A 20,394-nucleotide genomic window follows, 5' to 3' on the forward strand; every position below is an offset into this window, starting at 1 on the left:
GACGGAGTTGGGGTCGCTATCCGCCCACGACGGTGCAGAAGCCGTCGATAGAGCACGGACCGGTCGGCGAATACATCTGCAGACCGTCAGCATCGATGCCGATGCGCTTGTCCGGGCCGAAGACGTAGGTGCCGTTCACGCCGACGAACGGCTGGCCCGACGTCAGGTACGACTTGATCGTGTCGCCATCGGTCGTGCCCTTGTCGGTGACGGCCTGAGCGATCAGCACCGACCAGTCGAAGGAGTTGGCTCCGACGGTGTCGAGCGGCCCGAAGGTGTCCTTGTCCAGAGCCTTCAGGTAGCCGGTGACGAATGCCGCGTGGAGGTCCGCCTCAGGAGAGCCTTCCTTTGCCGGGTTGAGGAAGGTCTTGGCCATCGGTCCCGCAGCGAGGGTCTTGGCAAGGGCTGCCGGTGTGACCTCCACGATCGCCGGGGTGCCCAGGCCGAGGGTTCCAGACATCGGCGGGTACCAGCCGAGCTTGTCGAATGCCGTCATGAGCGTGACGGCAGGGGTGCCGTACGGCCAGGCGATGACCGAGTCGACGCCGGCATCGCGCAGCTGTCCGATCTGCGCGGTGACGTCACTTGACGTGGCCGGGAAGCTCGCGCGCACGACCTCGAGGTCGGGGTAGTCGGCAGCGATGAGCTTGACGGTCAGGTCGGCCTGAGCGACCGCGAATGCCGAAGCGTCATCGATCACACCGATCTTGTCGCCGAATTCCGCCGCGTGGTCGATCAGCGGTGTCACGGCGGTCGGGCCTGCGTTGCCGGCGCTCGTGGAGAATGCGTACTTGTAGAGGCGATTATCCCCGGTGTCGGCGAGAACCGCGGCGATGCCACCCGAGGTCGAGCCCGGGATCTTCACCTGGTTGAGTACACCCTGGACGGCGGGGAACGCCTCCGTGGTGAAGAAGATCGCGGTGGCACCGAGCTGGGCCAGCTCACGGGTCTGGGCCACGGCAGCGGTCGTCTCGCCAGCGGTGTCGCGCTCGACGATTTCGACCGTGAGGCCCTCGTGCAGCGACTCGGCGTACTCGGCGCCGGCCTTGAGCCCCGCGAGCGAGTTGATACCGGATGCCGCAAGCGGCCCGGTCAGCGAGCCGACGAACCCGATGGTGACTTTCTCGACCGAGTCGGCTTCCGGCTCGGTGCTCGAGTCAGGCGAAGCGCTGCAGGCGGCGAGGGTGATCGCGAGTGCGCCCGCGGCGACAAACGCGAGCACCCTTCTGCTCTTGCGGAACATAATTCTCCTTCGAATTGAAAGACCGCTTACGAAAGGTAAGCAGCGTGCAACAGGTCCGGAAGCGCTGCATCCGTTCCCTTGACCTCGTGGATGATCTGCCCGTGCCGAAGGACCAGCACATCAGCCTCAAGATTCTGGGCCACCTCGAGTCTTTGCTCGACGACGAGGACGGCGTAGCCGAGATCACGAAGCTGCGCGATGATCTCGGTGGTTCGGGCGACGAGCTTGGGCGACAGCCCGTTCGTCGGCTCGTCGAGCATGATGGCCTGCGGCGCACCCGCCACCGCCCGCGCGATGGCCAACATCTGCTGCTGCCCGCCGCTCAACCGACCCGCAGCTCGGCCGAGGTGCTCGACCAGTTCTGGCAAGAGCTCGAGCGGATCCACGGGCGGCTTCGCGCCAGAGCGGCTTCGCGCGACGTCGAGGTTCTCGCTCACCGTGAGGTTGGGGAAGACATGGCGGCCCTCGAGCACGTGACCGAGACCGTATCTCGCGCGCTTGCTGGCCGGCAGCCGTTCCAGCTGCCGATCACCGAGCCGCACGCGCCCGCTCGACGAGGTGAGACCGCCGATCCCGTGGAGCGTGGAGGTCTTGCCTGCGCCGTTCGCGCCCAGGAGCACGAGGCACTCCCCGGGTGCCACCGAGAAGGAAATGGATTCCGCCGCGACGACCGCGCCGTAGCGCACGCCGAGACCTTCTACTACCAGCTGCGCGCCCATCAGACCGTTCCCATGTAAGCCACTCGAACTGCTTCGACATCGTGCAGGTCCTTCGGTGCCCCCTGCCAGAGCATCCTTCCCAGATCGAACACCAGGATGCGATCCACCAGGCGGCTCACCATCTCGAGGTGGTGCTCGACGATGATCACCGAGACGCCCGCCCCGGCAAGATCCTTGACGACGCTCTCCAGACCGTCGATCTCGGAGGCGGACAGGCCGGCGGCCGGCTCGTCCAGCAGGAGAACCTTGGGGCAGCGCGCCACTGCCATGGCAGCCTCGAGGAATCGGAGCTGCCCATGCGCGAGATAGCGGCTTTCGCGGCGCCCGATGCGCAGGTCGTCCGGGTCCAGACCACCGTTGCGCAGCAGGGTGATGGCCGCCACCCGGCACGCCTCGATCCTCGCCGGGTCGGCATCCAACTGCGATTTGAGAGCGAGTTCGATGTGCTCATCGATGCTCATGCCCGCAAACGTCTTCGGGGTTTGGAAGGTGCGTGCGACGCCGTGATGCGCGATCTCGGAAGGCCGTGACTTGCTCACGTCTCGACCGTCGAGGAGGATCGTTCCCTCCGAGGGATGGTAAAACCCACCGATGATGTTCAGCATCGTGGTCTTGCCCGACCCATTCGGCCCGATCAGTCCGAGAATCTCGCCGCGCCCCAGCTCGAGCGTGACGCCGTCGAGAGCCTTCAGACCGCCGAAGCTCTTCTTGACGTCTTGCACCTGCAGAACCGGCTGGTCCGCTCGGTCGGCAACCTCCGTCACACGGACACGCGGGGCACGACGCACTCGGGACAGGGACTTGAGCAACGGGTCGGCGTACGCAGCGGTCCTACTGAAGATGCCCTTGGGACGCAGTCGCATGAGCGCGACGAGCAGCACGCCGTAGACGATCACGTTCACGTGCGGGTACGGCGCGAGCAGGAGCGGAACGATCACCAGGATCGTGACTCCGACGATGGGTCCGAGCTGTGAACCGAGACCGCCGAGCACCACCATCACGAGGAACAGGATCGACAGCGCCGGGGAGAAGGCATCCGGTGAGATGTAGGCGGAGAGGTACGCGAACAGCCCCCCGGCCAGCCCACCCATCGCGGATCCGACGGCGAAGGCGGCGACCTTCGTGAGATACCCGCCGATGCCCAGCGCGGATGCACCGATGCTCTCGTCTCGTACCGCGGCCGTCGCGCGCCCGAAGGAGCTGGTGCGGTATCGCGCGTGGAACCAGTAGGCGAGGAATCCGGCCCCGACGATGAGAAGCGGAACGAACCACTCCCACCCGATGTACCCCTCGAAGTTGAACCCGAGGAACGGGGCGATTCCGGAGATTCCCGCGTGGCCCTGGGTGATGTCGGCCTGAGCGACGAGCAGATCGGCGATGACGAGCACCGTGCCGAGGGAGACCATGGCCAGCCCCAGCGCGGCGAGCCGCCCTGCCGGAAGCCCCACCAGGAGACCGACCAGCAGACCACCCGCCAGTGCGAGGGGGAGCGTGAGCCAGATCGGCCAGCCGTAGGAGCCGCCGAGGATGCCGGTGATGTATGCACCGATCGCGAACGACGCTCCTTGTCCGAGTGAGAGCACACCGGAGAATCCGATGGTGATGTTCAGACCGAACACCGCCACCAGGTACACGAGGATGAGGAGCACCACGTACGCCGTGTAGGACATCGGGCCGGATACGAGCAGGATGACCACGGCGACGAGGGCCAGCAGCAGACCCTGGACGGAGGGAAGACGAGCAGCGACGCGAAGCGGTGCGGGCAGCTTGTCGGTCAGCCGGGTGGTGGAATCGCGCAGGCGATCCTGAAGGGCGTACATGCGGCCCGAAATGTCGTTGGTCATCTCAGACCTCCCTTACTGCTCGAGCGCCGAATATGCCGTACGGCTTGAATACGTAGACGAGGATCAACAGGGCGAAAACGGCAAGGTTGCCGTACAGCGGCCCGATGTACACCGTGGAGGCCTGGCTCACGAGTCCGACGATGAGACCGCCGATCACCGCACCGCCGACGCTGTTCATCCCGCCCATCGACACGGCGACGAAGCCGTAGAACATGTAGAACATGCCGAGCGACGGCATCAGGATCTGCGAGGACGCCACCATGTAGCCGGTGACCGCGGCGAGGAGCACGGAGATGAGCACAGTGATCTGCGAGGCGCGAGCTCGGGAGATACCGAGAGCCTCGGCGCCCTGCACATCCTCACCGATCGCGCGAAGCTCGCGACCGACGCGGGTCCGGCGGTAGAAGATCATCAGCACGGCCGCCAGGGCGAGCAGCACGGGAAGGGTCAGCAGCTCCGCCCACGAGACGCGGAAGCCCATCAGGTCGAAGGGCGTCGAGGGGATACCGAACGGGAAGTAGGTGGCTTCTCCGCCGGAGGGGATGGCGAGAAGCTCGGCGAGCACGACGCTGACGCCGAACGTCGAGAGGATCCACGACACCGCTGAGCCCGACTGGACGAACGGTCGGATCGCGACGTACTCCGTGACCAGCGCGACAGCAACGAGCACGACGATGCCGATCACAAAGGCAAGGAACACCGGAACGCCGGCGCCCGTCGCCATCAATATGACGATGGGCGCGAGAACGACCAGCTGTCCGTGCGCGAAGTTGAGCACTCCTGTGGTCTTGTGCAGCACGGCGAAGGCAACCGCGATCAGACCGTAGATGGCTCCCTGAGAGAGCCCCGGAAGGAGGATTGATTGAATGAACTGCTGCATGACGCGGAACTCGCTGTTCGCTAGTCGACGATGACCGTACGGGGTATTCTGAAAGTATATAAAGAATACATAGACAATAGTCAACTCGCTTCCTCACGTAGAGCGATCACACTGCAAGGACGGACGATGGCGACCGATCACCGAGAGAAGACCCTGAGCGCGCGCTGGCCGTCCCTGGGCACACCGCGAACCGATCCAGCCCAACGCGATCACTGGCGCACCGCCGGATACTGGACCGACGAGAGCCTCGGAGACGTGCTCGAACGCAGCGCTCTGGCATGGCCAGATCGGATCGCCGTTGAGACAGCGGAGGGCAGCTGCACCTTTGCAGACCTGCAGGCCCGCGCCTCGGCTGTCGCACGAACGCTGCTCCACTCGGGGGTCCGGCCGGGTGATGTCGTGTGCTGGATGCTTCCTACCGGCCCGGATGCCATCTCCGTGGCATCCGCGATCTGGCGCATCGGCGCCGTCAGCAGTCCCGTCGTTCCTCTCTCCGGCGTGCGCGAAATGATCAACATCATCGAACAGGTGCGGCCGCGCGCCATCGTCACCGTTGCGGAGCATCGCGGACGCGAGCTGCCCGCGGAGTTCGACGAGGCGATTCGGGCGAATGGGCTGGATCCTGTCGCCCGACTCGTCATCGGCACCCCCTCACGGGGATGGCGGGATGCGACCGCGGAGGGCCCTGGTGCGATTTCCCGTTCCGTACACGCGGCCGATCCCGCTGAGCCATGCCTCATCCTCTTCACGTCGGGCACAGAATCGGCGGCTAAGGCAGTGCTGCACAGCGCGACGGGCATCCACCACGAGTTGCGCACGACGATCGCCGACTGGGGCATCACTTTCCGCGACCGCATGTTCATGGCATCCCCCCTCACTCACATCACCGGGCTGCTCCAGGGTTTCCTCATCCCGGCCCGCGTCGGCGCCAGCGCCGTGCTCATGGATCGGTGGAACGGCGAGGAGGGTATGCGGCTGATCGAAGCGACGGGCGCCACCTATATGGCCGGGGCCGCGCCCTTCTTGCGCGAGGTGCTCGCGGCGTATCGAGCGAGCGGTCTCGAGCGATCCACCCTGCGCCAGTACTGCAGCGGCGGAGCAGCGGTCTCCCCCGACCTCATCGACGGGATCGCGGACTTCGGGGTCGCTGCCTACCGGGCGTGGGGCATGACCGAACTGCCGACCGCGACGCTCGCGAACGAACTGGATTCGCTCGAGCACCGTTCCACGACCGACGGCCGCCTCGCACCCGGGGTCGAGCTTCGAGTTCTCGCAGACGACGGGTCGGAAGTGCCGGCCGGCGCGACCGGCGAGCTTCAGCTGCGTGGACCCGAGATGATGCTGGGTTACGTCCGCGCTGAGCACAACGACAAGGCCTTCACCGAAGACGGCTGGATGCGCACGGGCGACCTGGGCAGCCTCGGCGAAGACGGCTACGTCCGCATCACAGGACGCCTGAAAGAGATCATCAACCGTGGCGGCGAGAAGTTCAGTGCCCGGGAGATCGAGGACGCCGTCGCCCAGCATCCCGACATCACCGCGACCGCCGTGGTCGCCGTACCGGGGGGCCGGCTCGGCGAACAGATCGCCGTCGCCGTGGTCACCTCCCGACCGGATCTCACCCTCGAGGAGATCGGTCGCACGGTGACGGGCTCGGGACTCTCGAAGTACAAGCAGCCCGAGCGGCTGCTCGTCGTGGATTCTCTCCCCACCAACCCCACCGGCAAGACCGACAAGAACCGGCTCATCGAGATGTTCGGAACGGAACCAGAATGAGCACGCTCGCGGGCAAGTCGATCGTCGTGACCGGCTCCGGGCAGGGGCTCGGTCGCGCGTACGCTCTGGATGCCGCCCGCGCGGGCGCATCCGTCGTCGTCAACGACGTCGACGCCACTGCAACGCAGTCCGTCGTCGCGGAGATTCTCGACAACGGTGGCTCGGCAATCGCCGCGGTCGGCTCCGCAGCCGACTGGGACGGGGCACGCCATCTCGTCGATACCTGCGTCACCCGATTCGGTGCGATCGACGGCTTCGTGGCGAATGCCGCCATCAAGCACGAGGGGCTGCCGTGGGACGAGACCGAGGCGGGGCTCCGACGCATCGTCGACGTCAACGTGCTGGGCGTCATGTTCGGCGGCACTCATGCCATGCGCGCCATGGTGGACTCGGGGCGCGGCGGATCCGTCGTGACCGTCGTATCGGGCGCACGGTTCGGCATCCCCGGTATGAGCGCCTATGGCGCGACGAAGGGAGCCGTCGCGGGCATGACACTGAACTGGGCGATCGAGGGGATGCCGCATCACGTGCGAGTGAACGCGATCTCGCCGCTCGGCCGCACACGGATGTCGTCGGTCGACGCGCGGGACGATGCCCCTCAATTCCCCGATCCCGCGGCAGTGGCACCACTCGTGACCGCGCTGCTGTCCGATGACACGGTCGGCACGACGGGCCGCATCATTCGCTTCGACGGCACGACGCTGTCACAGTACGCCGATGCCGCGCTCGAGGACGGCGAGGAGCGGGCGTCCTGGACGGTAGCGGAACTCGCCGCCTCGGTGCGCCGCTGGCGCTGAAGCGCGATGATCGTCCGCTCGACGTCGACAAGGGCGCCGCACCGGCCGAACTCGACCCGCCCTGGACCCGGAGGTTCACGGAAAGCTCGATAACCTGGGGCCTATGGGAGGACGATCATGACAAAGCGCGGCCGGCTCCCCATCGACCCCATCGCCGAGGCGCAGCGACAGTGGGAATCTCGGGGGTGGACTGATTCCGCGCCGGGCATGGCAGCAGTGACCTCCGTCATGCGCGCTCAGCAGCTCATGCTCAACCGCGTCAACGCCGCTCTGCGCCCCTTCGATCTGTCTTTCGCCCGCTTCGAGATGCTGCGACTTCTCAGCTTCACCCGCGAGGGGCGGATGCCGATGCGCAGCGCGACGGCGCGGCTGCAGGTGCATCCGGCCAGTGTGACCAACACCGTCGACCGACTCGAGCGCGACGCGCTCGTGCTGCGCGAGCCGCACCCCGTCGATGGGCGCTCGATCATGCTCGTGCTGACGCCGAGTGGCCGCGCTCTGGCCGAGAACGCGACCGCGGCGTTGAACGCTGACGTGTTCAGCGCGCTGGAGGCGTCGCCGGACGACGTGGCCACCCTCGTTGGCGTCATCGGACGGTTCCGCCACAACGCGGGCGACTTCGGACCGGCCGATGAGGACCCGTTCTGGTGACCTCGCCCGACGGCGTCAGAGCGTCGCGCTGTCGGTGCGGATCGTATTGATGATGCCCGAGAAGTCCTTGCCCGCGCCCGCACCGTCGGCGTACTCGCGGTAGATCTCACGGGCGAGACGTCCCAGTTTGGCATCCACACCGGTCAGGTCGATCGCCTGCTCGGCCAGCCCGAGGTCCTTCGACATGAGCGCCCCGGCGAAGCCCGGTTCGTAGTCGCGGTTCGCCGGGCTCGTGGGCACGGGACCGGGTACCGGGCAGTTCGTGGTGAGCGCCCAGCACTGGCCGGACGCGTTGGAGGCGACGTCGAACAGGGCCTGATGCGTGAGCCCGAGCCGCTCGCCCAGGACGAACGCCTCGGCGACGGCGATCTGCGAGATCCCGAGGATCATGTTGTTGCAGATCTTGGCTGCCTGGCCGAGCCCGGCACCGCCGCAGTGCACGATGCGACGCCCCATGCGCTCCAGTAGCGGCAGGGCCTCCTGGAAGTCCGCGTCGCTGCCGCCGACCATGAACGCGAGCGTTGCGTTCTCGGCGCCGACCACGCCGCCGGACACGGGTGCGTCGATGCTGCGGTGCCCGGCCTCCTCCGCGAGGCGGTGCGCTTCGCGGGCCTCGTCGACGGCGATCGTCGACGAATCGATGAAGAGGGTGCCGGGTCGTGCGGCCGCCAGGAGCCCGCCGCTGTAGGCGTCGATGACGTGGCGGCCGCCGGGGAGCATGGTGATGACCACGTCGGCCCCGGCGGCGGCGAGTTCCGCGGTGTCCGCGATGCGGACTCCGCCGGCGCGTGCCACGTCCAGTGCCGCCGGGACGAAGTCGAAGCCGTGCACGTCGTATCCGGCGGCGACGAGGTTGCGGGCCATCGGACCGCCCATGTGGCCCAGCCCGAGGAAGGCGATCGTTGTCATGAGTCGTGCTCCTTTGCATCTACGACTGTGGAAAACCGTGCCGGCCCGTTCACCGCGCCGCTCCGCTGCGCGCCAGGAGGTCGCGTCCGACGACGACTCGCATGATCTCGTTGGACCCCTCGAGGATCTGGTGCACCCGCAGGTCGCGAACGACCCGCTCCAGCCCGTATTCGTGCAGGTAGCCGTAGCCGCCGTGCAGCTGCAGTGCGGCATTGGCCGCCGTGAATGCGGCATCCGTCGCGAATCTCTTGGCGAGAGCGCACGCGGCCGCCGTGTCGTCGGCGCCGTCGTCCATCTTCTCGGCGGCGCGCTGCAGCAGGGCGCGCGCGGCCTGCAGATCGGTCTCCATGTCGGCGAGCGTGAACAGCACCGACTGGTTGGCCACGAGCGGGGCGCCGAAGGCCTCGCGCTCCTGCACGTAGCGCACCGCACGATCGAGCGCCCACTGGGCGCCGCCGAGCGAGCACGCACCCATGTTGACCCGGCCGCCGTTGAGACCCTTCATCGCGATCGAGAATCCCTGGCCCTCGTCGCCGAGGAGATGGGATGCCGGCACCCGCACCTCGTCGAAGATGACCTGGCGCGTGGGCTGGGCGTTCCAGCCCATCTTCTTCTCATTCGCGCCGAAGCTCAGCCCGGCAGCGTCGTGCGGCACCAGGATCGCGCTGATCCCCTTCGGGCCGGGCTGCCCGGTGCGCGCCATGACGATGTACACGGCAGACGAACCCGCCCCGGAGATGAACTGCTTGGTCCCGTTCAGGACGTAGTCCTCGCCGTCCCGCCGCGCGGAGGTGGTGATGGCCGCGGCATCCGAACCCGCGCCCGGCTCCGTGAGGCAGTAGCTACCGAGCTGGGTCATCCCGACCAGGCCCGGCAGCCACTGCGCGCGCTGCGCGTCGTCACCGAACTCGTCGATCATCCACGCGACCATGTTGTGGATCGAGATGTACGCCGCGACGGCGGTGTCGCCCTTCGCGAGCTCCTCGAAGATCGCCACCGCGTCGAGGCGGGAGAGCCCCGATCCGCCGGAACTCTCGCGGACGTAGATCCCTCCGAGTCCCATCTCCCCCGCTGCGGCGAGGGTCTCGACCGGGAAGATCTTGTGCTCATCGCGCTCGCCGGCGAACGGGGCGAGCTGTGCGTCGGCGAACTCCCGCACCGCCTCGACCAGGGCCGCGCGCTCTTCGTTCTTCTGGACGCTCATGGCTCAGTGCATCGTCGGGATGACGAAGCTCGCTCCCTCCTTGATACCCGAGGGCCAGCGGCTCGTAACCGTCTTGGTCTTCGTGTAGAAGCGGAAGGCGTCGGGGCCGTGCTGGTTGAGGTCGCCGAAGCCGGACTTCTTCCAGCCGCCGAACGTGTGGTACGCGATCGGCACCGGGATCGGCACGTTGACGCCGACCATGCCGACGTTGACGCGGGCGCTGAAGTCGCGCGCGGCGTCGCCATCGCGCGTGAAGATCGCCACGCCGTTGCCGAACTCGTGGTCGCTGGCCATGGCGAGCGCCTGCTCGTAGTCATCGGCGCGCGCGATGATCAGCACCGGACCGAAGACCTCTTCCTTGTAGATGGTCATGTCGGTCGTGACGTTGTCGAACAGGGTGGGGCCGAGGTAGAAGCCGTTCTCGAACCCGGGAACCACGATGCCGCGACCGTCCGCGAGGAGGGTCGCACCCTCATCGACGGCCTGCTGGATGTAGCCGTTCACGCGGGCGACGGCCTCGGCGCTCACGAGCGGCCCGTAGTCGACGTCGTCGGCCAGTGCCGGACCGACGCGCAGCTCGGCGACCCGCTCGGCGAGCTTGGCCGAAAGTGCGTCCGCGGTCTCGGCACCCACCGGGACGGCGACGGAGATCGCCATGCAGCGTTCGCCGGCCGAGCCGTAACCGGCGCCGATCAGGGCGTCGGCGACCTGATCGAGGTCGGCGTCCGGCATCACGATCATGTGGTTCTTGGCGCCGCCGAAGCACTGGGCGCGCTTGCCGTGGATCGCGGCGGTCTCGTAGATGTACTGGGCGATGGGCGTCGAGCCGACGAAGCCGACGGCCTTGATGCGGTCGTCCGTCAGCAGCGCATCGACGGCCTGCTTGTCGCCGTTGACGACGGAGAAGACGCCGGCCGGCAGCCCCGCCTCCAGGAACAGCTCGGCCAAGCGCAGCGGTACGGAAGGGTCCCGTTCGCTGGGCTTGAGGATGAATGCGTTGCCCGCGGCGAGCGCCGGGCCGGCCTTCCAGAGCGGGATCATCGCGGGGAAGTTGAACGGGGTGATGCCGGTGACGACGCCGAGTGGCTGACGCATGCTGTAGACGTCGATGCCCCCACCGGCGTTCCACGAGTACTCGCCCTTCAGCAGGTGCGGGGCTCCGAGCGAGAACTCGATGACCTCGATGCCCCGCTGGATGTCGCCTTTGGCGTCATCCACGGTCTTGCCGTGCTCGCTGGAGAGCAGTCGCGCGAGCTCTTCGTTGTCGCGGGCGACGAGTTCGATGAACTTCTGCAGCACGCGGGCGCGTTTCTGCGGGTTCGTTTCGCCCCAGGACACCTGTGCGACCTCGGCCGCAGCGATGGCGGCGGAGACCTCGTCTGTGCTGGCCAGCGGCACTCGGGCCTGCACCATTCCGGTGCTCGGATCGAACACATCCGAGAAGCGTCCCGAGGTTCCGGCCACGTGCTCGCCGTTGATGAAGTGTGTGAGTTCGCGCGTCATTGCGGTTCCTTCCCAGGCGCATCCGCGCCGACATGGGACAATAGTACGACATCAAACTATTTATTTGGGCCTACAAGTACTTTCTCCGCGGATACGATGAAGTCACACTGTTTCGGGACCTGCCGCGCATAGGCGGGTCGTCCGCTCGAAGAGGAGATCGTCATGTCCGCTGTCATCGTTGCCGGAGCCCGGACCCCCGTCGGGAAACTGCTCGGGTCGCTCGCGGATGTCACCGCGCCCGAGCTGGGCGGGATCGCGATCGGTGCGGCACTCTCGCGCGCCGGTGTCGAAGGCGCAGAGCTCGACGGCGTCTACTTCGGCAACGTCATCCAGGCCGGAGTCGGCCCCAACACCGCCCGGCTGTCGGCCGTCGCGGCCGGCATCCCGCTGCACGTTCCGGCGACGACCATCAACAAACTGTGCCTCTCGGGACTCACCTCGATCGGCCACGCGGCCTTGGCGATCTCGGGCGGGCTCGGCAGGGTCATGGTCGCCGGCGGCACCGAGTCGATGACGAACGCGCCGCACCTGACCCACGTGCGCAAGGGCGTGAAATACGGTGCCGGTGAACTCGCCGACGCACTGGACCGCGATGGTCTGATCTGCGGGATCGAGAACGAGGTCATGGGCGCCGGCACCGAACGGCACCAGGCGCCGCTCGGCCTCACCCGCGCCGAGCAGGATGAGTTCGCGGCCCGCTCGCACGAGCTCGCCGCGATCGCCGCGGACAACGGCAGCTTCGCCGAGGAGATCACGCCCGTCACGATCCGCTCACGTCGCGGCGACCGGGTCGTCGACCGGGACGAGGGCATCCGTCCCGGCACCACCGCCGAGTCGCTGGGCGGACTGCGCCCGGCCTTCGCGCCCGACGGCACGATCACGGCCGGGTCGGCCTCTCAGCTCTCCGACGGTGCCGCCGCCGTCGTCGTGATGGACAAAGCAGAGGCCGAACGCCGCGGCCTCACATGGATCGCCGAGATCGTGACCTACGCGACGGTCGCCGGCCCGGACCCGTCGCTGCTGCACCAGCCGGCGAACGCGATCACGAAGGCGCTCGCCCAGGCGGACCTCACGGTGGCGGACCTCGACCTGGTCGAGATCAACGAGGCATTCGCCAGCGTCGCACTGGCCTCCACGCGCGCCCTGGGCGTCGACCCGGGCATCGTCAACGTGAACGGCGGGGCGATCGCGATCGGCCACCCCGTAGGCATGTCCGGCGCCCGGCTCGTGCTCTCGCTGGCGCTGGAGCTGCGTCGCCGGGGCGGCGGCGTCGGCGCCGTGGCCCTCTGCGGCGGCGGCGGCCAGGGCGACGCCCTCATCATCCGCGCGTAGCGTTCCGACTCGAGGTCAGGGTGTGGAGATCCTGACCTCGAGGTCGTCGAACAGTGTGCCGGCAGCATAGACGTCGTTGAACAGGCCTTCCGCACCGGGCGCGAGCCTGCTCTCCAGGTAGAGCGCGGCGGAGTTCTCCCCCACCGCGACCTGCAGGACCGAGACCTCGACCAAGTCGCGGGCGCCGGTGCGGACGACGCCCCGGCTGTCGGTGAGCACGAGCTCCAGCTCGCCGAGCCGCAGGTCGATCATGCCGCCGTGGCCGAGGAAGCGCACTCCTCCGGCGAACGAGAGCGTGCCGTCGAGCGCATCGAGGTCGAATCCGGTCGCCTCGGCCAACGGGAAGTAGAAGCGTCCGTCGGGCAAGGACCCTGCGCTGCCATCAAGGGTTTCAGACCCCATCGCGCCGCGCAGCACGTAGCTGCGGAAGCTCTCCCGTACCCCCCAGGCGAGGCCCGTCGTCTGCACCGACTGCACCGGCTCGGACTTCTCGTCGACGATCTCCACTGATCTCACCTCTCGCGCTGGTCGTCGTGCGCTCTCCCGAGGACGACGATGTGGGGGCGCTCCCCCCGCGCGCCCAACCTATCAACTTCTGATCATTTATCACGAAATCGACGAGTGATCGGCCCGACGCCCGCGCGTCGGTTCACTCGCGCAGCGCGGCTCGCAGCCGTCCGGCTTGGCCGGAGGAGACGAAATGCGCCGCCCACAGCACCGCGACCAGCAGCAGTGCGATCGCCGGATCCCACATGTCACCGGTGAGTTCGACCTCGACGTCCGCGTCTGGGGGGAGCCATTGCTGGAAGATCCGCATCAGGGTGGGGAAGGTCGGCAGGATGAACCAGACGATCACGGCCGCGATCCAGGGGTAGACGAACGCCGAGATCCACCGCCACAGCCCGGGGAGTGCGCGCAGCAGGTCCACGACGAGATGCACGCTCTCATAGAGGAGCGCGATCGTGAGGACGAACAGCAGGGTACCGAGCTGGATGCCGGCGAGTTCGCCGGGATCATCGGCGAAGCCCTCCTCCATCAGCAGCGGCCCGAACACCGCGATCCCGACGGCCGTACCCGCTACCGCCAGGACGAGCGTGATGCTCGTCGTGTTGCCGAGCCTGTGCAGCGAGTCCCAGATCGCCCGTCGCGGCCCTGCGAGGCGGAAACCGTCGCGGGGGGTGAACAGCTCGGCCGTGGCATAGGCCAGCAGGGCCGCGATGACGTAGACGAGCGCGGCCTGCGCGAGCAGCGCCAGCATCCATGCGGCGAAGAAGAGGGCGGCGAAGTCGTCGTCGATGTGCGCCAGGGCGCGCTGCACCAGCAGCGGCACGACGCCCGACGTGAGGACGACGGCGACGGCCACCAGCATCCCGTACAGCACCATGAAGATCCGCGCGGGACGGATGCCGCCGGCCACGGTGCCGGAGAGGCGGCCCTGCTCGCGCAGCAGCGCACCGGTGCGCGCCGCGGACGCGCGGAAGCGCCCCGCGAACCCTCGCAGACGCGCTGCGATCCCTCGCGGGGTGCCTCCGTCGACCATGCGCTGAGTCTAGGGCTCGCGCTCAGTCGTCCCACACGGCGAACGCGCGCAGCTCGATCTGGCCGTTGCGGGCCATCGGATGCCGCGACGCGATCTCGATCGCCTCCTCGAGGCTGTCGACCTCGAGGATGTCGAAGCCGAAGATCACTTCAGTGGTCTCCGCGAACGGGCCACGGGTGGTGAGCACCTTGCCGCCGCGCACGCGCACGACGGTGGACGAGGCGGGCGGTTCGAGCACCTCGCCGATGATGCGCTTGCCGGATGCATCGAGCGGGTCGACCCAGAGGTCGATGTCGGAGTCATCCTTCGGCTCATCCGGCTGGCTGTCGCTGACGACGAACATCATGTACTTCATGGACTGATCCTTCCGTTCGGAACGGGTTTCATCCAGGGCGTCGAACGAATGTGGACGGGATCGACGATCCCGTCCACATTCTTTTCGAGCTACAGCGCGCGGAGGATGTCCTCGACGCGATCCTTCGCGTCACCGAACAGCATCTGCGCGTTGTCGCGGTAGAACAGCGGGTTCTGCACGCCGGCATAGCCGGACGCCATCGATCGTTTGAACACGACGACGTTCTCGGCCTCCCACACCCGCAGCACAGGCATCCCGGCGATCGGGCTGCTCGGGTCTTCCGCCGCGGCGGGGTTGACGGTGTCGTTCGCGCCGATGACGAGCACCACCGTCGTGTCGGCCAGATCGTCGTTGACCTCGTCCATCTCCAGGACGATGTCGTAGGGCACCTTCGCCTCGGCCAGCAGCACGTTCATGTGCCCCGGGAGGCGCCCCGCGACGGGATGGATGCCGAAGCGCACGTCCACGCCGCGCTCGCGCAGGCGGGTGGTGAGTTCGGCGACGGGGTACTGCGCCTGGGCGACGGCCATGCCGTAGCCCGGGGTGATCACGACGCTCTTCGCGTTCACGAGCAGCTCGGCGACATCCGCCGCGTTGGTCTCGCGGTACTCGCCCTCCTCTTCATCGCCCTTCGCCGCGGCGACGACCCCGAATCCGCCGAGGATCACGGAGAAGAAGGACCGGTTCATCGCCTTGCACATGATGTAGGAGAGGTACGCACCGGAGGAGCCGACCAGGGCACCCGTCACGATCAGCAGGTCGTTGTTGAGCAGGAAGCCCGCCGCGGCGGCCGCCCAGCCCGAGTAGCTGTTGAGCATCGAGACGACCACGGGCATGTCGCCGCCGCCGATCGAGGCGACCAGGTGCCAGCCGAGCGCGAGCGCCAGCACCGTGACGGCTACGAGCAGCCAGAGCTCGGGTGTGATGACGTACCAGGTCGTGAGGACGACGAACAGGACGAGCGCCGTCGCGTTGAGGATGTTCTTGCCCGGCAGCATCAGCGGCCGGGAGGAGATCTTCCCGGAGAGCTTGAGGTACGCGACGATCGAGCCGGTGAAGGTGACCGCGCCGATGAAGACGCCAATGAAGACCTCGGCGTGGTGGATGTCGCGCAACGGACCGACCAGGTGCGGCGGCGCCAGGGCGCCGTTCCAGCCGACGATGACGGCGGCGAGACCGACGAAGCTGTGCAGCAGGGCGATGAGCTCGGGCATGCCGGTCATCTCGACGACACGCGCGCGCCACAGCCCGATGGCGGCACCGATGATCACGGCGACGAACAGCAGGACGATCCCGATCTGCGCTTGCGGGTCGCCCCAGGCGCCGGTGACCGAGACCCAGACGGTGACCACGAGGGCGATCGTCATGCCGACGATGCCGTAGGTCACGCCGGAGCGGGACGTTTCGTGCTTGCTCAGCCCCGCGAGGCTGAGGATGAACAGCAGGGCGGCGACGATATAGGCCGCGCCGACGAGGGATTCTGCAGAGAACAAGTTCATTTCCTAGGGTCCTTGCTTACTTGCCAGCGGGGCTGGAGCCCTTGGAGAACATGGCCAGCATGCGTTTGGTCACCGCGAACCCGCCGAAGATGTTGATGCTCGCCACCAGGACGGCCACCGCCGCGAGGATCTGCACGATGAGGTTCGGCTGGGTGATCTGCAGGATGGCGCCGACGACGATGATGCCGCTGATCGCGTTGGTGACGCTCATCAGGGGCGTGTGCAGCGCGTGCGCGACCTTGCCGATGACGTAGAACCCGATCACGACCGAGAGCATGAGCACCGTGAAGTGCTGCGGCAGCGGCGCCGGCGCGAACAGGTTCACCAGGAACAGGGCGACCACGCCGACGAACAGCCACACGGCCTTCGCTCCGCGACTGATGCCCTTCTTCACGGGTGCGGCGACAGGGGCTGCCACCGCGGCAGCCGGCGGGGCGGCCGAAACGGTGACCGGGGGCGGCGGCCAGGTGGAGGCGCCATCGCGCACGACCGTGACCGTGCGCTGAACGACGTCGTCGAAGTCGAGCGTGAACTCGCCGTCTTTGCCGGGGGTCAGCAGCGCCATCAGGTTGACGAGGTTCGTGCCGTACAGCTGCGAGGCCTGCGCCGGCAGCCGCGACGCAAGATCGCTGTAGCCGAGGATCGTCACTCCGTTCGGAGTGACGACCTTCTCGCCCGAGACCGAGCCCTCGACGTTGCCGCCCTGGGCCGCTGCCATGTCGACGATGACGCTGCCCGACTTCATGCTGGCCACATCGGCCGCGGTGATCAGCACAGGTGCTGCGCGCCCCGGGATCAGCGCCGTCGTGATGATGATGTCGACGTCGCGCGCCTGCTCGGAGTAGATCTCGGCGGCACGGCGGTCGTAGGCCTCGCTCGTCGCCTTGGCGTAGCCGTCGGTGGACTTGTCGACGGCGACGTCGACCGCGAGGTACTCGCCGCCGATGGACTTGACCTGGTCGGCGACCTCGGGACGGGGGTCGGTCGCACGGACGATGGCGCCGAGGCTGGATGCCGCACCGACCGCCGCGAGGCCGGCGACTCCGGCGCCGGCGACCAGCACCTTGGCGGGCGGCACCTTTCCGGCGGCGGTGACCTGGCCGGTGAAGAAGCGGCCGAATTCATGCGCGGCCTCGATCACCGCCCGGTAGCCGGAGATGTTCGACATCGACGAGAGCACATCCATCGACTGCGCCCGCGAGATGCGGGGCACCGCGTCCAGGGCGAGGGCAGTGATGCCGCGCTGCGACAGCGCCTCGACCAGATCGGGGCGCAGGTTGGGGCTGAGCATGCTGACGAGGGTGGCGCCGTCCCGCAGCGCCGCGATCTCCTCGGGCACCGGCGGGTTGACCTTCAGCACGATGTCCGAAGCCCACGCCTGTGCACGGTCGACGATGGTCGCGCCGGCCGCGGCGAATGCGGCATCCGAGAAGGATGACTTCGCCCCCGCCCCGGATTCGACCGAGACCTCGTATCCGAGACCGATGAGCTTGCCCACCGTCGTCGGCGTCGCGGCGACGCGTGTCTCGTGGTCCTGTTCGGCCACGATGCCGATCATTGTCATGCACTGCTCCCTTGCACTGAGCGTCGCGCCCGACAGGCAGGCTCGACGGACTCCTCCAACAACCTCTCAACATAGGGGCGCGCGGGCGCCTCAGCCCCGTGTTCGATCCGATCTGCGCGAAAGATCGGGCAACATTTCACTTCCCGCAAGAACGAGAACGGATGCCGCGCCCCACCGCCGCCGTCAGGTCAGGGCGGGCGTCGCCCGTCGCGAGAGCGCCATCCAGGTCTCCACGACCGTGTCGGGGTTCAGCGACATCGACTCGATGCCCTGGTCCAGCAGCCACTCCGCGAGGTCGGGGTGATCCGAAGGCCCCTGTCCGCAGATGCCGATGTACTTGCCGCGACGCAGGCACGCCTCGATCGCCATGGCGAGCATCTTCAGCACGGCCGGGTCGCGCTCGTCGAAGGTCTGGGCGACCAGCGCCGAGTCGCGATCGAGCCCGAGGGTGAGCTGGGTCATGTCGTTGGACCCGATCGAGAACCCGTCGAAGTGGTCGAGGAACTCATCGGCCAGGAGCGCGTTGGAGGGCACCTCGCACATCATCACGACCTCCAGCCCGTTCTCGCCGCGGCGCAGGCCGTTCTCGGCGAGCAGCTCGACGACGGCAGCGCCCTCGGCGACCGTCCGCACGAACGGGATCATGATCTTGACGTTGGTGAGACCCATCACGTCGCGGACGTGGCGGATCGCCTCGCACTCCATGTCGAAGCACGCGCGGAAGTCCGGGGAGATGTAGCGGGAGGCCCCGCGGTACCCGATCATCGGGTTCTCCTCGTGCGGCTCGTACCGGTCGCCGCCGAGCAGGTTCGCGTACTCGTTGGACTTGAAGTCGCTCATCCGCACGATGACGGGCTCCGGCGCGAACGCCGCCGCGAGCATCGAGACGCCCTCGGCCACGCGTTGCACGAAGAACTCCCGCGGCGACGGGTAGGCCGCGATGCGCTCGGCGATCTCGGCCTGCAGCGGCGCCGGCAGGGTGTCGTACTCGAGCAGCGCCCGCGGGTGGATGCCGATCTGCCGATTGATCACGAACTCCAGCCGCGCCAGCCCGACCCCGCGGTTCGGCATCCGCGAGAAGGAGAAGGCCTGATCGGGGGTGCCGACGTTCATCATGATCTTGACCGGAATCTCCGGCATCCGATCCAGCCGCGTCTCCTCCTCGGCGAATTCGAGAAGCCCCTGGTAGACGAATCCGTCGTTGCCCTCGGCGCAGGACACCGTGACGTCGAGACCGTCCGGGAGCACGCGGGTCGCATCCCCGGTGCCGACGACGGCGGGGATGCCGAGCTCCCGCGCGATGATCGCGGCGTGGCACGTGCGCCCGCCGCGGTCGGTGACGATCGCGGACGCCTTCTTCATGATCGGCTCCCAGTCGGGATCGGTCATGTCGGCCACGAGCACGTCGCCGGCGCGGAAGGTGGCCATGTCGTCGATGCTGCGGAGTACGCGCACGGCGCCGGAGCCGATCCGCTGGCCGATCGCGCGACCGACCGAGAGCACGTCGCTGCGCTCCCGCAGCACGAAGCGGCGCATGACGTTGCCGTCGGCGCGCGAAACCACCGTCTCGGGTCGGGCCTGCAGGATGTACAGCTTGCCGTCGATGCCGTCGCGGGCCCACTCGATGTCCATCGCGCGCCCGTAGTGCTGCTCGATCGTCACGGCGTGCCGGGCGAGCTCCTCGACCTCGGCATCGGTGATGCTGAGGCGGCCGCGCTCGGCGGCGTCGACGTCGGCGAACACGGTGCTGCCGCCGAGGTGCACGCCGGCCGCGTACCGCATCGCGATCGCCTTCTCACCGACCGCGCGCTTCAGTATCGCGGGCCGACCGGCGGCGAGCGCCGGCTTGTAGACGTAGAACTCGTCGGGGTTCACGGCGCCCTGGACGACGGCCTCGCCGAGTCCGTACGAGCTGGTGATGAACACGGCGTCCTCGAACCCGGACTCGGTGTCGACGGTGAACATGACGCCCGAGGCGCCGATGTCCGAGCGCACCATGCGCTGGACGCCGACCGACAGCGCCACATCGTGGTGATCGAATCCGTTGTGCACGCGGTAGGAGATCGCGCGGTCGTTGTAGAGCGAGGAGAACACGTGGCGGACGGCCTGCAGGATGTTCTCGATGCCGTCGATGTTCAGGAACGTCTCCTGCTGTCCGGCGAACGAGGCATCCGGAAGGTCCTCGGCGGTCGCCGAAGACCGCACGGCCCACGACACGGAGTCGGGCTCCGGGTCGTTCTCGACGAGGCGCGCGTAGGCGGAGCGGATGTCGCGATCGAGGTCTGCCGGAAGCGGCTGCTGCTCGATCCAGGCGCGGACGGATGCGCCGACCTGGGAGAGCGCGGCGACATCGTCGATGTCGATCGCCTCGACCGCGGCGCGGATGCGCTGGTCGAGACCCCCCTCCGCCAGGAACGCGCGATAGGCGTCCGCCGTCGTGGCGAACCCTCCGGGTACGCGCACGCCCGCACCGGAGAGGTTCGAGACCATCTCGCCGAGGGACGCGTTCTTGCCGCCGACCTGCGGCAGGTCGTGCATGCCGACTTCGTCGAACCAGAGGATGTTGCTCATTGCGGTG

17 protein-coding genes are annotated in these 20,394 nt (G+C 67.8%); 4 read left to right on the plus strand and 13 right to left on the minus strand.

The annotated features are described in order from the left end of the window. Positions 1–16: 16 nt before the first annotated feature. Genes ASD65_RS09800 through ASD65_RS09815 form a run of 4 tightly spaced genes read right to left on the minus strand, consistent with a single transcriptional unit; the run spans position 17 to position 4,686 of the window. Entirely contained in the window at positions 17–1,243 is a 1,227-nt protein-coding gene (locus ASD65_RS09800; protein ID WP_056221786.1) for an ABC transporter substrate-binding protein, read from the minus strand. A gap of 26 nt (positions 1,244–1,269) precedes the next feature. After that, a complete protein-coding gene (locus ASD65_RS09805; RefSeq protein WP_056221789.1) occupies positions 1,270–1,962 on the minus strand; it encodes an ABC transporter ATP-binding protein in 693 nt (230 codons plus the stop codon). Then, the gene (locus ASD65_RS09810) at positions 1,962–3,806 is read right to left on the minus strand and encodes a branched-chain amino acid ABC transporter ATP-binding protein/permease (protein ID WP_056221793.1); all 1,845 of its coding nucleotides are present in this window, start codon (positions 3,804–3,806) and stop codon (positions 1,962–1,964) included. The genes ASD65_RS09805 and ASD65_RS09810 overlap by 1 nt, the downstream gene beginning before the upstream one ends. A gap of 1 nt (position 3,807) precedes the next feature. Next, positions 3,808–4,686: a branched-chain amino acid ABC transporter permease gene (locus tag ASD65_RS09815; RefSeq protein ID WP_056221795.1), complete on the minus strand. Its 879-nt coding sequence runs from the start codon at positions 4,684–4,686 to the stop codon at positions 3,808–3,810. A 126-nt stretch (positions 4,687–4,812) separates the two neighbouring features. Between ASD65_RS09815 and ASD65_RS09820 the strand changes: the two genes are divergently transcribed. From ASD65_RS09820 to ASD65_RS09830, 3 genes are all read left to right on the plus strand, one after another. Next, the gene (locus ASD65_RS09820; protein ID WP_056221798.1) at positions 4,813–6,462 is read left to right on the plus strand and encodes a class I adenylate-forming enzyme family protein; all 1,650 of its coding nucleotides are present in this window, start codon (positions 4,813–4,815) and stop codon (positions 6,460–6,462) included. Further along, positions 6,459–7,259, plus strand: coding sequence for an SDR family NAD(P)-dependent oxidoreductase (locus tag ASD65_RS09825; RefSeq protein WP_056221806.1), 801 nt, complete (start codon positions 6,459–6,461; stop codon positions 7,257–7,259). Before ASD65_RS09820 ends, ASD65_RS09825 begins: the two co-directional genes overlap by 4 nt. A gap of 117 nt (positions 7,260–7,376) precedes the next feature. Then, on the plus strand, positions 7,377–7,910 hold the full coding sequence (locus ASD65_RS09830; RefSeq protein WP_056221807.1) for a MarR family winged helix-turn-helix transcriptional regulator: 534 nt from the start codon (positions 7,377–7,379) through the stop codon (positions 7,908–7,910). A gap of 15 nt (positions 7,911–7,925) precedes the next feature. Here the strand turns inward: ASD65_RS09830 and mmsB are convergent, their stop codons facing one another. From mmsB to ASD65_RS09845, 3 genes are read right to left on the minus strand one after another with little or no spacing between them, the layout of a single operon-like run. Then, a complete protein-coding gene (mmsB, locus tag ASD65_RS09835; RefSeq protein WP_056221809.1) occupies positions 7,926–8,819 on the minus strand; it encodes a 3-hydroxyisobutyrate dehydrogenase in 894 nt (297 codons plus the stop codon). Between the two features lie 49 nt (positions 8,820–8,868). After that, a complete protein-coding gene (locus tag ASD65_RS09840) occupies positions 8,869–10,023 on the minus strand; it encodes an acyl-CoA dehydrogenase family protein (RefSeq protein WP_056221814.1) in 1,155 nt (384 codons plus the stop codon). Between the two features lie 3 nt (positions 10,024–10,026). After that, entirely contained in the window at positions 10,027–11,526 is a 1,500-nt protein-coding gene (locus ASD65_RS09845; protein ID WP_056221816.1) for a CoA-acylating methylmalonate-semialdehyde dehydrogenase, read from the minus strand. Positions 11,527–11,688: 162 nt separating this feature from the next. Here ASD65_RS09845 and ASD65_RS09850 point away from each other — a divergent pair, with 162 nt between their 5' ends. Continuing rightward, positions 11,689–12,858 (plus strand): acetyl-CoA C-acetyltransferase, encoded by a 1,170-nt coding sequence (locus ASD65_RS09850; protein ID WP_056221818.1) that lies wholly within the window; start codon positions 11,689–11,691, stop codon positions 12,856–12,858. Positions 12,859–12,873: 15 nt separating this feature from the next. Here ASD65_RS09850 and ASD65_RS09855 read toward each other — a convergent pair whose 3' ends face one another. The 6 genes from ASD65_RS09855 to ppsA all read right to left on the minus strand — a co-directional run bounded on the left by ASD65_RS09855 (position 12,874) and on the right by ppsA (position 20,387). Further along, positions 12,874–13,365 (minus strand): HtaA domain-containing protein, encoded by a 492-nt coding sequence (locus tag ASD65_RS09855; protein ID WP_056221820.1) that lies wholly within the window; start codon positions 13,363–13,365, stop codon positions 12,874–12,876. A gap of 142 nt (positions 13,366–13,507) precedes the next feature. After that, complete coding sequence (locus tag ASD65_RS09860) at positions 13,508–14,398, minus strand: hypothetical protein (protein WP_056221821.1); 891 nt, start codon at positions 14,396–14,398, stop codon at positions 13,508–13,510. 22 nt (positions 14,399–14,420) lie between these two features. Then, a complete protein-coding gene (locus tag ASD65_RS09865) occupies positions 14,421–14,753 on the minus strand; it encodes a YciI family protein (RefSeq protein WP_056221825.1) in 333 nt (110 codons plus the stop codon). An 89-nt stretch (positions 14,754–14,842) separates the two neighbouring features. Beyond that, positions 14,843–16,246 (minus strand): Re/Si-specific NAD(P)(+) transhydrogenase subunit beta, encoded by a 1,404-nt coding sequence (pntB, locus tag ASD65_RS09870; RefSeq protein WP_235566651.1) that lies wholly within the window; start codon positions 16,244–16,246, stop codon positions 14,843–14,845. A 22-nt stretch (positions 16,247–16,268) separates the two neighbouring features. After that, a complete protein-coding gene (locus ASD65_RS09875) occupies positions 16,269–17,816 on the minus strand; it encodes a Re/Si-specific NAD(P)(+) transhydrogenase subunit alpha (protein WP_056221831.1) in 1,548 nt (515 codons plus the stop codon). Positions 17,817–17,999: 183 nt separating this feature from the next. Continuing rightward, positions 18,000–20,387, minus strand: coding sequence for a phosphoenolpyruvate synthase (gene ppsA / locus ASD65_RS09880; protein WP_056221835.1), 2,388 nt, complete (start codon positions 20,385–20,387; stop codon positions 18,000–18,002). Positions 20,388–20,394 lie beyond the last annotated feature (7 nt).

Source organism: Microbacterium sp. Root61 (assembly GCF_001427525.1).
GTDB lineage: Bacteria > Actinomycetota > Actinomycetes > Actinomycetales > Microbacteriaceae > Microbacterium.